Below are 13,596 nucleotides of genomic sequence, written 5' to 3' on the forward strand. Positions count from 1 at the left end.
TCCACCTAGACTGAGCTCGGCATTTCCACAATTCGTAAGGAGTCGAGAGACCGTGACGGACATCGTCGACGAACTGAAGTGGCGCGGGCTGTTCGCCCAGTCCACGGACGAAGAAGCGCTGCGCAAGGCCTTCGCGGACGGTCCCGTCACGTTCTATTGCGGCTTCGACCCGACCGCGGCCTCGCTGCACGTGGGACACCTGGTGCAGGTGCTCACCGTGCGCCGGCTCCAGCAGGCCGGCCACCGGCCGCTGGCGCTGGTCGGCGGGGCCACCGGTCAGATCGGTGACCCGCGTCCGACGGCGGAGCGCACCCTGAACGACCCGGAGACGGTCGCGAACTGGGTGAACCGGCTGCGCACGCAGATCGAGCCGTTCCTGTCCTTCGAGGGCGAGAACGCGGCGGTCATGGTGAACAACCTGGACTGGACGGCGGGCCTGTCCGCCATCGAGTTCCTGCGGGACATCGGCAAGCACTTCCGCGTCAACAAGATGCTCACGAAGGACTCGGTCGCCAAGCGGCTGGACTCCGAACAGGGCATCAGCTACACGGAGTTCAGCTACCAGCTGCTCCAGGGCATGGACTTCCTGGAGCTGTACCGCCGCTACGGCTGCACCCTCCAGCAGGGCGGCTCCGACCAGTGGGGCAACCTGACGGCGGGCCTCGACCTGATCCACCGGGTCGAGCCGACGGCGCACGTGCACGCGATGGCGACCCCGCTGATGGTCAAGGCGGACGGCACCAAGTTCGGCAAGTCCGAGAGCGGGGCCGTCTGGCTGGACCCGGAGATGACCACCCCGTACGCGTTCTACCAGTTCTGGCTGAACGTGGACGACCGGGACATCTCCACCTACATGCGGATCCTGTCCTTCAGGTCCCGTGAGGAGCTGGAGGCGCTGGAGGCGCAGACCGCGGAGCGTCCGCAGATGCGGGCCGCCCAGCGGGCGCTGGCGGAGGAGCTGACCACGCTGGTGCACGGCGCGGACCAGTGCGCCGCCGTGATCGCCGCCTCGAAGGCGCTGTTCGGCCAGGGCGAGCTGGCGGAGCTGGACGAGGCCACGCTGGCCGCGGCCCTCTCCGAGCTGCCGCACGCCCGCGTCGCCGAGCTGGCGCAGGTCGTGGACCTGTTCGCGGAGACCGGCCTGGTCGCGAGCAAGTCCGCGGGCCGCCGGACCGTGAAGGAGGGCGGTGCCTACGTGAACAACGTGAAGATCACCGCCGAGGACGCGGTCCCCGCACCGGAGGACCTGCTGCACGGGCGCTGGCTGGTGCTGCGCCGCGGCAAGAAGAACCTCGCCGCGGTGGAGGTCACCGGCGCCTGACGCGCACGGAGCACGGCGAAGGGGCCGGCGCGGACTCTCGTCCGCGTCGGCCCCTTCGCCGTGCCCGCGTCAGACCGTGTGGCGTCTGCCGCCCCGCAGGGCCATGTAGACCATGTCGCCGAGGCCGACGATGACCACGGCTCCGACCAGCTGGAACAGGTGCCGGAGCCAGTCGACGCCCCGGGTGTCCTCGACGCCGACCCAGCGCGCGACGGCGTTTCCGAGGATGGCGCCGACGATGCCGAAGAGGGTGGTCAGCCACAGGGGCTGGTGCTGCTTGCCCGGCAGGATGGCGCGGGCTATGAGGCCCAGCACGAAACCGACGATGATCGCCCACAACCATTGCATGTCGAGCCTCCTCGTGGCGCGTTGTGCGCATGTGGGCCCAGTTTCGACCTATCCGGCCTACTACGCATTTCGGACACTCCCGTTCGGGGGACACCCGCCCTCCTCCCCCGGGCACGCGCGGCGTACCGTGGAGTGGTCCGGACCGGGGAGCGTCCGGCGGGCGGATCGGGCGGTGGAGCATGCAGCGGACGAAGCGGAACGGACCCGAGGTCTTCCGGATCACGGGAGCCCGGATGGGCCTCGCCGAGGACGTACGGGGGCGCCAGCGCCGGTACGTCATCTCGATGGGGATCCGCACCCTGTCGGTGGTCGCCACGGTGGTCCTGTGGAACGTGGAGCGCCATGTGGCCATGGTGACGCTGGCCGCCGGCCTGCTGCTGCCGTACATCGCCGTGGTCATCGCCAACGCGGGGCGCGAGTCGACGCCCAATCTGCCCTCGAACTTCATCCCCGCCCCTGTGCGCCCGGCACTGGACTCGGGAAACCTCAATAAAAGCTCAGATCAATCATGAAGTTCCGGTGCACCCCACGGGGTCGTGCGTGACATACTGCCTACGCGCTCCGCATCCCCCGTCGGAGCGACGGACCGACGCCGGGCAGCTCCCCCCGTGGCTGCCCGGCGTCGCCCTTCCGTTTGTAGGGTTGGGGCCGTGACTTCTCCCGAAACCCCCACCTGCTCCGCCAAGGGCTGCCGCGACGCGGCCGTCTGGGTCCTGGCGTGGAACAACCCGAAACTGCACACGCCGGAGCGGCGCAAGACCTGGCTGGCGTGCGCGGAACACCGCGAACACCTCTCCCAGTTCCTGGGGGTCCGCGGTTTCCTCAAGGACGTCGTGAAGCTGGACGAGTGGGTCCAGCCCGAGGGATCCGAGCGCGAGCGCCCGTAGGCCGCGCCTTCCGGCTCAGGCCGGGACGCGGCCCGGGGCGTCAGCCGCCGATCGCCGACATGGGGCGGTCGGGCTGCAGGAAGGACGGGTCGTCGAGTCCGGACCCGGCCTTCTTGCCCCACATCGCCACCTTCCACAGGCGGGCGATCTCCTCGTCCGGGGCGCCCGAGCGCAGTGCGGAGCGCAGGTCCGACTCCTCGGTGGCGAACAGGCAGGTACGGACCTGGCCGTCGGCCGTGAGCCTGGTACGGTCGCACGCGCCGCAGAAGGGGCGGGTGACGGAGGCGATGACCCCGACGGTGGCCGGGCCGCCGTCGACCAGCCAGCGCTCGGCCGGTGCCGAGCCGCGCTCCTCGGCGCCTTCCTCGGTGAGGGTGAAGCGGGTGCGCAGGGAGGCCAGGATGTCTCCGGCGGTGATCATGCCCTCGCGCTTCCAGCCGTGCTGGGCGTCCAGGGGCATCTGCTCGATGAAGCGGAGCTCGTACTCGTTCTCCACGGCCCAGGCGAGCAGGTCGGGGGCCTCGTCGTCGTTCAGCCCGGGCATCAGGACGGCGTTGACCTTGACCGGGGTCAGGCCGGCCTCGCGGGCGGCGGCCATGCCGTCGATGACGTCGTGGTGGCGGTCGCGGCGGGTGAGGGTCTTGAAGACCTCGGGGCGCAGGGTGTCCAGGGAAACGTTCACCCTGTCCAGGCCGGCGGCCTTGAGGGCCTGGGCGGTGCGCTTGAGTCCGATGCCGTTGGTGGTCAGCGACATCTTGGGGCGGGGCTCCAGGGCCGCGCACTGCTCCACGATGCCGACGAGGCCGGGCCGCAGCAGCGGCTCGCCGCCGGTGAAGCGGACCTCGGTGATGCCGAGGCTGGTGACGGCGATGCGGATCAGCCGGACGATCTCTTCGTCACTCAGCAGATCGGACTTCCCCAGCCACTGGAGGCCCTCCTCGGGCATGCAATAGGTACACCGCAGGTTGCACCGGTCGGTGAGTGAGACGCGCAGGTCAGTGGCCACGCGGCCGTACGTGTCGAGAAGCACTGTGGGCCCCCTCCCCTGTCCGGATCTAGAGGTTTCTTCAGTTCGAGCGTACGCGACCCGTGTGTCGTGGAGGGATGCCCGAATGAACGATACGTAACGCGGCCGCGTCGTATGGAAGTACGACGCGGCCACGCACGGTGTTCGTACGGTTTCGGGGAGCCCCTGTCAGGCCCCCGTCAGTGGGCTCCGGTACCGGTGAGGGAGCGCACCTCCAGCTCGGCGAACTTCTGCGGATCGGCCTCTTCCTTGGACAGGACCGTTCCCAGCCACCCCAGGAGGAAGCCGAGGGGGATGGAGATGATCCCCGGGTTCTCCAGCGGGAACCAGTAGAAGTCGGCCTCCTTGAACATCGAGGTGGGCTTGCCGGAGACGACGGGCGAGAAGAGGACGAGCCCGACCGCCGAGATCAGGCCTCCGTAGATCGACCACAGCGCGCCCTGGGTGGTGAAGCGCTTCCAGAAGAGGCTGTAGAGGATCGTGGGGAGGTTCGCGGAGGCGGCGACCGCGAAGGCGAGGGCGACCAGGCCGGCCACGTTCATGTCGCGGGCGAGGGCTCCGAGGAAGATGGCGACGGCGCCGATGACCACGGTGGACCAGCGGGCGGCGCGCACCTCCTCCTTCTCGGTGGCCTGTCCCTTGCGGATGACGTTCACGTAGATGTCGTGCGCGAAGGAAGAGGAGGAGGCCAGGGTCAGGCCCGCGACCACCGCGAGGATGGTGGCGAAGGCCACCGCGGAGATCACCGCGAGCAGGACCGCACCGCCCGTGGAGTCCGGGCCGCCGCCGATCTCCTGGGCGAGGAGCGGTGCGGCGGTGTTGCCGGCCTTGTTGGAGGCCAGGATGTCGGCCCGCTTGAGCAGGGCCGCGGCGCCGAATCCGAGGGCGATCGTCATCAGGTAGAAGGCGCCGATGATGCCGATGGCCCAGTTCACGGACTTGCGGGCGGCCTTGGCCGTGGGGACGGTGTAGAAGCGGATCAGGATGTGCGGCAGACCGGCGGTGCCGAGGACGAGGGCGAGGCCGAGGGAGAGGAAGTCGAGCTTGGTGAGGCCGTCCTTGCCGTACTTGAGTCCGGGCTCCAGGAACTTGGTGCCCTGGCCGCTGTTCTCGGCGGCCTGGCCCAGCAGTGCGGAGATGTTGAAGTCGAACTTCAGCAGCACCAGGAAGGTGATCAGCAGGGCGCCCGCGATGAGCAGGACCGCCTTGACCATCTGGACCCAGGTGGTGCCCTTCATCCCGCCGATCGTGACGTAGACGATCATCAGCAGGCCGACCAGCGCGACGACGGCGACCTTGCCGCCGTCGCTGGTGATGCCGAGGAGCAGCGAGACGAGCACGCCGGCGCCGGCCATCTGGGCGAGCAGGTAGAAGATCGAGACCACGATGGTGGAGGTGCCGGCGGCGGTGCGGACGGGCCGCTGGCGCATCCGGTACGCGAGGACGTCGCCCATCGTGTAGCGGCCGGAGTTGCGCAGCGGCTCGGCGACCAGGAGCAGGGCCACCAGCCAGGCGACGAGGAAGCCGATGGAGTAGAGGAAGCCGTCGTAGCCGAAGAGGGCGATGGCTCCGGCGATGCCGAGGAAGGACGCGGCGGACATGTAGTCGCCGGAGATGGCCAGGCCGTTCTGGAAGCCGGTGAACTGGCGGCCGCCCGCGTAGAAGTCGGCGGCGTCCTTGGTCTGGCGGCCGGCCCAGACGGTGATGACGAGGGTGGCGACGACGAACAGCCCGAAGAGGGTGATGATCAGGGGGCGGTGCTCGCTCGCCCCGGCGGCGACCGTGAGCGGGGGGATCGCGCTGGTGCTCGTGGTCATGCTCCGGCCTCCATGCGCTTCTTGATGGCCTCGGCCTTGGGGTCGAGCTCGGCGGCGGCGTGCCGCGAGTACAGCCAGGCGATCAGGAAGGTCGTGAGGAACTGGGCGACGCCGAGGACCAGGGCGACGTTGATGTTGCCGAACAGCTTGGTCCCCATGAAGCCGCCCGCGTAGCTGGACAGCAGGACGTAGAGCAGGTACCAGGCGATGAAGGCCACGGTGAGCGGGAAGGCGAAGGACCGGTAGGAGCCGCGCAGTTCGGCGAATTCGGGGCTCTGCTGGACGCGCGTGAACTCTTCGGCCGACGGGAGTGCCGGGGCCGGTCCCGCGCCGCCCGGCGGCGGCGCTGCTTCGGTGGTCACGGGGGGTTCTCCTTGTGACGCGGGTGCGGTGGGGACGACGGACAAAACAACCTCCGTGTGGGGGGACGGTGGTGCTGATCCCCCCTGTCAACGGCACGGCCGGCGTGTCGGGACGGTTCAACACCCGCTGATTCTTTGAGAACTTCTTTCTCGAACTGATGGCGCAAACGGGAACGTCAGCGCTAGGTTCGCGTGTCATGAACCCGTCCGACGCGACCGCGTCAGGACGGCTTTTTCACGGATGATGTGGAGAACCCATGGCTCATCTGGGACACGGCCGCCGGCGAGCTCTCGCCGTACCGGTCGGCCTGGCGCTCACTGCCTCGCTCGCCTTCCTGCCCTCGGTGGCCGCCTCGGCCGCGCCGCTGGGCAACACGGCGGACTCGGTGACGGCCGCGAAGCCCGCCGCCACCGGCCCGAAGCTGTCCTACGTGGCGAACCTCAACGTGTACGCCACGACGACGGCGGCGAAGAAGGCCATCGAGCGGGCCGGTGGGACGGTGGTGATCGCCCACGAGCAGATCGGGGTCATCGTCGCGCACTCCGAGAACCCGGACTTCGCCAAGCAGCTGCGGGCGCAGCGCGGCCTCTTCGCCTCGGTCGGCGCCACCCGTACGGCCCCCCTGAAGCCGGTGCAGACCACCGAGGAGGGCACGACCCAGACGCTGAGCGCGGCCGACGCCGCCAAGGCCGCGGCGCAGGCCGAGCCGGGCCAGGAGCCCCTGGAGTCCAACCAGTGGGACCTGCGGGCGATCAAGGCCGACGCGGCTCACAAGATCAACGATGGCAGCCCCGACGTCACCGTCGGCGTCATCGACACGGGTGTGGACGACACTCACCCCGACTTGGCCCCCAACTTCTCCAAGGGGCAGTCCGCCAACTGCGTCGGCGGTGTCGCCGACACCACCGAGGGCGCGTGGCGTCCGTACGTGGACGGCAGCGACCACGGCACCCACGTGGCCGGCACCATAGCCGCGGCCCGCAACGGGATCGGCATCAGCGGTGTCGCGCCGGGCGCGAAGGTCGCCGGCATCAAGGTGAGCGAGGCCGGGAGCGGCCTCTTCTACACCGAGGCGGTCGTCTGCGGCTTCATGTTCGCCGCCGAGAAGGGGATCGAGGTGACCAACAACAGCTACTACGTCGACCCGTGGAACTACACCTGCAAGAACGACGACGACCAGAAGGCGCTGGTGGAGGCCCTCAGCCGGGCCACCAAGTACGCCGAGCGCAAGGGCGTCCTCAGCGTGGCCTCGGCCGGCAACTCCAACCACGACCTGGCGGCGGACTCGATCGAGGACACCACCAGCCCGAACGACAGCACCCCGGTGCCGCGCACCATCGACCCGAAGGTCTGCCTGGACCTCCCCACCCAGCTGCCGGGTGTGGTCACGGTGAGCGCGACGGGCGACAAGGGCGTCAAGTCCTACTACTCCAGCTACGGCCTGGGCGTCGTCGACGTCGCGGCCCCCGGCGGCGACAAGTGGCAGGTCCCGGCGACCCCGGACGCCAACGGCCGCGTGCTGTCGACCGTCCTGGGCGGCGGCTACGGCTACAAGCAGGGCACCTCGATGGCCGGCCCGCACGTCGCGGGCGTCGCGGCGCTGCTCAAGAGCGCGCACCCGACGGCCACGCCCTCGCAGCTCCAGGCCATGCTGAAGGCCCAGGCCACGAAGGTCTCCTGCCCGGAGAAGGTCTACGACGCCACCGGCAACCTGATCGACGCCACCACCTGCACCGCCAAGTGGGGCCAGACGGCGTACTACGGCTCGGGCGTGGTCGACGCGCTCAAGGCCGTCAAGTAGCACCGCAGGCGTGAACGCGCGAGGGCCGGGCGGGGTGCTCCCCGCCCGGCCCTCCGCCGCTGCCGTTGACCCGCCGGGTCAGGGCTTGATCAGGACCTTCAGCGCGCTGCGGTCGTCCATGGCGCGGTAGCCGTCCGGGACCTCGTCCAGGGAGACGCCCCGGTCGAAGACGGGGGCCGGGTCGATGGCGCCGCTCAGCACGTCCTCCAGCAGCTCCGGGATGTAGGCCCGGACCGGGGCCACGCCGCCGCGCAGGGTGATGTTCCGGTCGAACATCACGCCGAGGTCGAGGCCGGTGCCGCTGCCGTGCGGGACGCCGACGTAGCCGATGGCGCCGCCGTCGCGGGTGATGTTGACGGCCGTCCGCATGGACTGCTCGGTGCCCACCGCTTCGATGACGGCGTGCGCGCCCTGGCCGCCGGTCAGCTCGCGTACGGCGGCCTCGGCGGCCTCCCCGCGCTCGGCGACCACGTCGGTGGCACCGAAGAGCTTCGCGATGTCCGTACGGGCGCTGTGCCGGCCCAGGGCGATGATCCGCTCGGCGCCGAGCCGCTTGGCCGCGAGGACGCCGCACAGCCCGACCGCGCCGTCGCCGACGACGGCGACGGTGGAGCCCGCGCGGACGCCCGCGCCCACGGCGGCGTGGTGGCCGGTGCCCATGACGTCGGACAGCGCGAGCAGCCCGGTCAGCAGGTGGTCGTCGGAGACGGCCTCGGCGGGCAGCTTCACCAGGGTGCCGTCGGCGTGCGGGACCCGGACGGCCTCGCCCTGGCCGCCGTCGAAGCCGACCGAGCCCCAGAAGCCGCCGTGCACGCAGGAGGTGTACAGGCCCTCGGAGCAGTAGTGGCAGGTGCCGTCGGACCACATGAAGGGGGCCACGACCAGGTCTCCGGCCTTCAGGCCGGAGACGGCGGAGCCGGTCTCCTCGACGATGCCGAGGAACTCGTGCCCGATGCGCTGACCCGGCTGGCGCGCGGCCTCGCCGCGGTAGGCCCACAGGTCGCTGCCGCAGATGCAGGCGCGCAGGACGCGGACGACGGCGTCCTCGGGGCGCTGGATCGCAGCGTCGGGCACCTCCTCCACGCGGATGTCGTGCGGGGCGTGGATGACGGTGGCGCGCATGGTGGTGCAGCCCTCCGGATCAAGTAGTTCAGTCTTGTATGACTTCCCTACCGTACGCCTGCTCGCGGGTGATCGCGCCCGTGGCCAGCAGGTACTGGGCCGCGAGGTAGGTGGCCATGATCCAGAAGTCGGGGCGCGGCAGCTGCGGCCACTCGGCGACCCCGGTCGCGATGAGGGTGTCGGAGAGCAGGAACAGGGCCCCGCCGACGCCCGCCGTGGGCCCGAGGACACCGGAGCGGTAGGCCATGGCGGTGAGCAGCAGGCTGTACCCGGCGACGGGGATCCGCAGGCCCTCCGGCAGGTCCGGCCACAGCAGCGCGACGGTCCCGACGAGCGCGAGGGCGTACGCGCCCCCGAGCGCGGGGTTCGTCCGGCCCCGCCCGAACAGGCTGCGCTTGTTGAAGAGCACGAGGTAGCAGACGTGCCCCGCGGCGAAGGAGCCCATGCCGACGAGGAAGGCGGGCTCGGCGTCGAAGAGCAGGGCGAGGTCCCCGCCCCAGCCGAAGAGCAGGGCGGCGACCAGCAGCCGGGGCGCGCGGAGGGTCAGTGCGTACGCCACCAGCAGCGGCATCAGCAGCGGCTTGGCGAGGACGTGCCCGAGGTGCCAGCCGGCCAGCAGCGAGACGAGGTCGGCGGCGGCGGCCGCGCCGAAGCCGGCGAGCAGCACCCGGCCGGCGCGCCCGGCGGCCGCGGGCCGGACCGCCCAGGAGGGCGTACGGGTCCCGGCGGCGCTCACGCGGCGGGCTCCGGCGCCGTCTCGGCGGGGACGGGGGCGGGGGTGGCGGCGGCCCGCGCCGCTTCGGCCCGCTTGGCGGCCGGCTGCCAGCCGGGCCCCCGGAACACCCGCCCGGCGCGCTCGCGCCAGCTGTCGGCCGCGCGCACGTCGCGGGCGATGGCCGCGTACTCGTGGGTGGCGACGCGGAGCGGGTTGTGGGTGCCGATGTTCTTGGTCAGCCCGTAGACGGGCCGCTCCGTTTCCCCCACCCAGGACCCGAACATCCGGTCCCAGACGATCAGGATCCCGCCGAAGTTGCGGTCCAGGTAGCCGCCCTGGGAGGCGTGGTGGACGCGGTGGTGGGAGGGGGTGTTGAAGACGTACTCGTAAGGCCGCGGCAGCTTCCCGATCCGCTCGGTGTGCACCCAGAACTGGTAGAGCAGGTTGATGCCGTAGCAGAACGGGATCGCTGCCGGGTGCACCCCGAGGGCGACCATCGGCAGGTAGAACCACCAGGTGGTCGCGCTGGTCCAGGGCTGGCGCAGGGCGGTGGTGAGGTTGAACCTGCGGCTGCTGTGGTGGACGACGTGGCAGGCCCACAGGATGCGGATGACGTGGTGGAGCCGGTGCTGCCAGTAGTAGAGGAAGTCCTGGACGAGCAGCATCAGCAGGGCCGTCCACCAAAGGAACGGCACCCGCAGCGGGGTCAGTTCGTAGACGGCGGTGAAGACCGCGACGACCGGGATCTTCCAGAGCAGGTCGAAGCCGATGCTGCCGATCCCCATGGTGACGCTGGTGACCGCGTCCTTGGTGTCGTAACCGGCGGCGTCCTCGTCCGGATGGAGCCGGTAGCTGACCACCTCGATGACGGTGAGCAGCACGAAGGCGGGTATGGACCACAGCACGACATCGGGCAGGTTCGGCATGCCCGCACCATAGAGCTCCTCCGGGGCTGCCGCCAGAGGTTGTTACCGATCGGTATCCATCGATGTTACCGGCGGTACCCGAGATACTGGTCGACCGGGTCGGGGAGGTCCTGTGACGGGTGTGGAGAGCGTTCTCCTACGGGTGGCGGGCACGGCGGCGAGCGCCGTGGTCAAGTCGTTCCTGGCGCGGGCCCCGGGCGCGGGCCTGGCCCCCGCCCCGGTACCGCCGGGCCGGCGCTGGTTCAAGCCCCCGGCGGAACTGCGCGACCCCGAGGTCCGCCGGCTCACCGAGACCCTGGCCGGACGGCTCGGCACGGCCTCGGCGGCATTACCGGAGAACGAGCGGCTGGCCGCGGTGGACGCCGTCGGCGACGCCTTCAAAGCCCTGGGCGCCCTGGACATGGACACCGTGCTCGCCCTGGACCTCTCCCCCGAAGCCCTCGCGGAGCGCGTGCTGGCACACACCCCGCCCGCCGGGCTCAGCGACGCCGCGCAGGCCCTGTACCGGGAACTGGTCACCCAGAGCTGCGTGCACGCCGTGGAGCACATGACGAGCCTGCCGGCCTTCGCCCCGCGGGCCGCTGTCGAAATCCTGCGGCGCAGCGGGGCCCGGGCCGGGGAGGCACGCGACCCCAAGGAGGGCTCGAACGGCGCCGCACACGCCTTCGAGGAGCGGTACGCCGAGTACATCGCCGGCGCTCACGGCAGGCTCCAGCTCTTCGGCATCACCCTCAGCCGCTCCCCGCAGGAATGGCCGCTGGACGTGGCCTACATCAGCCTCGCGGTGAGCGGGGAGCAGCTGCTCCCCGGAAACCCCGCCTCCCACCGCACGGTCCGCCGGGCGGACGACGCGCTGGCCTCGGCCGAGCGCACGCTGCTGCGCGGCCCCGCCGGTTCCGGCAAGACCACCCTCGTGCAGTGGCTGGCCGTCAACGCCGCCCGGCGCTCCTTCACCGGCGCCCTCACCCCGTGGAACGCCTGCGTGCCGTTCGTCCTGCGGCTGCGTTCCTTCACCAACACCGAACGCCTGCCGCTGCCGGCGGAGTTCCTGCCCGAGTCCGGGGTTCCGCTGACCGCCCCGGCGGGCTGGGCCGAGGACATGATGCGCGAGGGACGGGCCCTGGTCCTGGTCGACGGGGTGGACGAGGTCCCGCTGCGCCTGCGGGGGCGCACGCAGCTGTGGCTGCGCGGCCTGATCTCCGCCTTCCCCAAGGCCCGGTACGTGGTGACCACCCGCCCGTCGGCGGTCCCCGAGGACTGGCTCGCGGGCCAGGCCTTCACCGCCCATTCCCTGCTGCCCATGGAACGGGAGGACATCGGCTCCTTCGTCGGGCACTGGCACGCCGCCGCCCGCGCCGAATGCGCCGACGACGCCCAGCGCGCGGCGACCGACGTGTACGAGGCCTCCCTACGGGAAGCCGTGAGCACCCGCCGCGACCTGGGCAAGCTGGCCGCCAACCCGCTGATGTGCGCCCTGCTCTGCGCGCTCAACCGGGACCGTCGCATGCAGCTGCCCCGGGCCCGCAAGGAGCTGTACGACGCCGCGCTGGAGATGCTGCTCGTACGGCGGGACGCCGAGCGGGAGATCACCGGCGTGGAGGGGGTCCGGCTCACCCGTGACGAACAGACCGTGCTGCTCCAGCGGCTGGCGTACTGGCTCATCCGCAACGGGCAGACCGAGGCCGACTGCGACGAGGCCGTGGAGCTGGTGGAGGAGTGGCTGGACTCCATGGCCCAGGTCCGGGCACAGGGCACCGCGGCCGAGGTCTTCAGCCACCTCCTGATCCGCAGCGGGCTGCTGCGCGAACCCGTCCCGGGCACGGTGCACTTCGTCCACCGGACCTTCCAGGACTACCTCGCGGCGAAGGCCGCCGTGGAGGCCCGCGACCTGGGCCTGCTGGTGCGCAACGCCCACGACGACACCTGGGACGACGTCGTGCGCATGGCCGTGGGGCACGCGCGTCCCGACGAACGGGCCACGCTGCTGCGCCGGATCCTGGCCAGGGCGGACAAGGTGAAGAAGTACCGGGGCCGACTGGTCCTGCTGGCCGCCGCCTGCCTGGAACACGCGCCGGAACTGGACCCGGCGGTGCGCCACGAGGTCGAGCGCCGCACGGCCGAACTCCTTCCGCCGCGCAGCGCCGCGCAGGCGGAGGAGCTGGCGAAGGCGGGGCCGCTCGTGCTGGAGCTGCTGACGGAGCCGCTGTTCCTGGAGGAGGACGAGGCGGCGGCCACGGTACGGACGGCCACGCTGATCGGCGGGGACCAGGCGGTGGAGCTGCTGGCGCGCTTCCGCCCGGACGACCGGTTCAAGGTGCGGTGGGAGCTGGCCAACGGCTGGGACCGCTTCGAGCAGGTGGAGGAGTACGCGGACGCCGTGCTGGCGCGCACCCGGCTGGACGACGTCCAGGTGTGGGCGCGCACCCCCGCCCAGCTCGCGGTGCTCCCCCGGCTGACCGGGCTCCGGCGGATCGCCCTGACCGGGGGCGGGGGCCTGCCGCCGCAGGTACGGGGCCTGAGGCAGCTGGAGAACCTCGTGCTCCTCCAGAGCTCCCTGACGGACCTGGCCGGCCTCGCTGTGTTCGAGGAGCTGAAGTACCTGGGCCTGTACGACTGCCGGCGGATAGCGTTCCTCGACCCGCTGACCGTGCTGCGGTCCCTGGAGAGCCTCACCCTCGTCCACGCCTCGGAGCGGCTGGGCCTCGCCCCGCTGGCCCGCATGGAAGCGCTGGCGTACCTGTTCCTGAACTACCCGGTGCCCGGCGTCGACCGGGTCTCCGACCTGCCCGCGCCCGAGGGGCTCAGGCACCTGCACCTGCACCCGCGGGCCTCGCACCTGGCCCTCGACGGCATCGACCGCTGGCCGGGGCTGAGCCGGCTGACCTTCTCCGGCCCCGAGCGGACGGCCGAGTTCCTGTCCCTGCCCGATCCGTCCGCCCTCAAGGGGCTGCAGATCATCGACGCGGAGGTCGGCGCCGAGGTGCCGTTGCGCTGCCCCGGACTGGAGCTGCTGATCCTGAGCAACTGCACCTTCCCGCAGGGGTTGTCCGCGCTGCTGGAACTCCCGGAGCTGACCCGGCTGACCCTCCTCAACGGGGGCGAGTACGACCTCTCGCCCCTGGCCCGGGCGCCCGGACTCGGTGTCCACGTGGGAGCGGACGTCCGGGTGCTCGGCGCCGATGCCCTCTCCCCCGGGCAGGTCACCTACCTCCACTGACCCGCCGGGGAGGCCCGGGTCCCCCACGGACCGCGGCCGCCCCGGCGGGAGC

At 71.3% G+C, this 13,596-nt stretch carries 12 protein-coding genes; 5 read left to right on the forward strand and 7 right to left on the reverse strand.

Features of this window, described 5'->3' with window-relative positions:
- Nucleotides 1–52 precede the first annotated feature (52 nt).
- Nucleotides 53–1,321, forward strand: coding sequence for a tyrosine--tRNA ligase (tyrS, locus tag ACZ597_RS11615; RefSeq protein WP_471328034.1), 1,269 nt, complete (start codon nt 53–55; stop codon nt 1,319–1,321).
- 69 nt (nt 1,322–1,390) lie between these two features.
- Here the strand turns inward: tyrS and ACZ597_RS11620 are convergent, their stop codons facing one another.
- A complete protein-coding gene (locus ACZ597_RS11620; RefSeq protein ID WP_471328035.1) occupies nt 1,391–1,669 on the reverse strand; it encodes a GlsB/YeaQ/YmgE family stress response membrane protein in 279 nt (92 codons plus the stop codon).
- Nucleotides 1,670–1,848: 179 nt separating this feature from the next.
- On the opposite strand from ACZ597_RS11620, the gene ACZ597_RS11625 reads away from it, so the two are divergent.
- Nucleotides 1,849–2,181 carry a DUF3099 domain-containing protein gene (locus ACZ597_RS11625; protein ID WP_362467568.1) on the forward strand — a complete coding sequence of 111 codons (333 nt, stop codon included), beginning with the start codon at nt 1,849–1,851 and terminating at the stop codon, nt 2,179–2,181.
- Nucleotides 2,182–2,319: 138 nt separating this feature from the next.
- Nucleotides 2,320–2,556 carry a hypothetical protein gene (locus ACZ597_RS11630; protein ID WP_007263363.1) on the forward strand — a complete coding sequence of 79 codons (237 nt, stop codon included), beginning with the start codon at nt 2,320–2,322 and terminating at the stop codon, nt 2,554–2,556.
- A gap of 40 nt (nt 2,557–2,596) precedes the next feature.
- On the opposite strand, the gene moaA is transcribed toward ACZ597_RS11630, so the two are convergent.
- From moaA to ACZ597_RS11645, 3 genes are all read right to left on the reverse strand, one after another.
- Nucleotides 2,597–3,586: a GTP 3',8-cyclase MoaA gene (gene moaA / locus ACZ597_RS11635; RefSeq protein ID WP_471328037.1), complete on the reverse strand. Its 990-nt coding sequence runs from the start codon at nt 3,584–3,586 to the stop codon at nt 2,597–2,599.
- A 176-nt stretch (nt 3,587–3,762) separates the two neighbouring features.
- The gene (locus ACZ597_RS11640) at nt 3,763–5,400 is read right to left on the reverse strand and encodes a solute symporter family protein (RefSeq protein ID WP_471328039.1); all 1,638 of its coding nucleotides are present in this window, start codon (nt 5,398–5,400) and stop codon (nt 3,763–3,765) included.
- Nucleotides 5,397–5,762: a DUF485 domain-containing protein gene (locus ACZ597_RS11645; protein ID WP_471328041.1), complete on the reverse strand. Its 366-nt coding sequence runs from the start codon at nt 5,760–5,762 to the stop codon at nt 5,397–5,399. The genes ACZ597_RS11640 and ACZ597_RS11645 overlap by 4 nt, the downstream gene beginning before the upstream one ends.
- Nucleotides 5,763–6,019: 257 nt before the next feature.
- Between ACZ597_RS11645 and ACZ597_RS11650 the strand changes: the two genes are divergently transcribed.
- The gene (locus ACZ597_RS11650; RefSeq protein WP_471328043.1) at nt 6,020–7,564 is read left to right on the forward strand and encodes a S8 family serine peptidase; all 1,545 of its coding nucleotides are present in this window, start codon (nt 6,020–6,022) and stop codon (nt 7,562–7,564) included.
- Nucleotides 7,565–7,642: 78 nt separating this feature from the next.
- On the opposite strand, the gene ACZ597_RS11655 is transcribed toward ACZ597_RS11650, so the two are convergent.
- Genes ACZ597_RS11655 through ACZ597_RS11665 form a run of 3 tightly spaced genes read right to left on the reverse strand, consistent with a single transcriptional unit; the run spans nt 7,643 to nt 10,327 of the window.
- Complete coding sequence (locus ACZ597_RS11655) at nt 7,643–8,686, reverse strand: zinc-dependent alcohol dehydrogenase family protein (RefSeq protein WP_471328045.1); 1,044 nt, start codon at nt 8,684–8,686, stop codon at nt 7,643–7,645.
- A gap of 28 nt (nt 8,687–8,714) precedes the next feature.
- On the reverse strand, nt 8,715–9,422 hold the full coding sequence (locus ACZ597_RS11660) for a lysoplasmalogenase (RefSeq protein ID WP_471328047.1): 708 nt from the start codon (nt 9,420–9,422) through the stop codon (nt 8,715–8,717).
- Complete coding sequence (locus ACZ597_RS11665; protein WP_471328048.1) at nt 9,419–10,327, reverse strand: sterol desaturase family protein; 909 nt, start codon at nt 10,325–10,327, stop codon at nt 9,419–9,421. Before ACZ597_RS11665 ends, ACZ597_RS11660 begins: the two co-directional genes overlap by 4 nt.
- 121 nt (nt 10,328–10,448) lie before the next feature.
- On the opposite strand from ACZ597_RS11665, the gene ACZ597_RS11670 reads away from it, so the two are divergent.
- Nucleotides 10,449–13,544: an NACHT domain-containing protein gene (locus ACZ597_RS11670; RefSeq protein ID WP_471328050.1), complete on the forward strand. Its 3,096-nt coding sequence runs from the start codon at nt 10,449–10,451 to the stop codon at nt 13,542–13,544.
- Nucleotides 13,545–13,596 lie beyond the last annotated feature (52 nt).

The sequence above is a fragment of the Streptomyces sp. NPDC040718 genome, from assembly GCF_055593565.1.

Bases quoted from the DNA above. Each gene is read 5' to 3' on its own strand.
- ACZ597_RS11620 (WP_471328035.1), bottom strand. From the start codon at position 1,669: ATGCAATGGTTGTGGGCGATCATCGTCGGTTTCGTGCTGGGCCTCATA.
- ACZ597_RS11625 (WP_362467568.1), top strand. From the start codon at position 1,849: ATGCAGCGGACGAAGCGGAACGGACCCGAGGTCTTCCGGATCACGGGA.
- ACZ597_RS11640 (WP_471328039.1), bottom strand. From the start codon at position 5,400: ATGACCACGAGCACCAGCGCGATCCCCCCGCTCACGGTCGCCGCCGGG.
- ACZ597_RS11650 (WP_471328043.1), top strand. From the start codon at position 6,020: ATGGCTCATCTGGGACACGGCCGCCGGCGAGCTCTCGCCGTACCGGTC.
- ACZ597_RS11655 (WP_471328045.1), bottom strand. From the start codon at position 8,686: ATGCGCGCCACCGTCATCCACGCCCCGCACGACATCCGCGTGGAGGAG.
- ACZ597_RS11665 (WP_471328048.1), bottom strand. From the start codon at position 10,327: ATGCCGAACCTGCCCGATGTCGTGCTGTGGTCCATACCCGCCTTCGTG.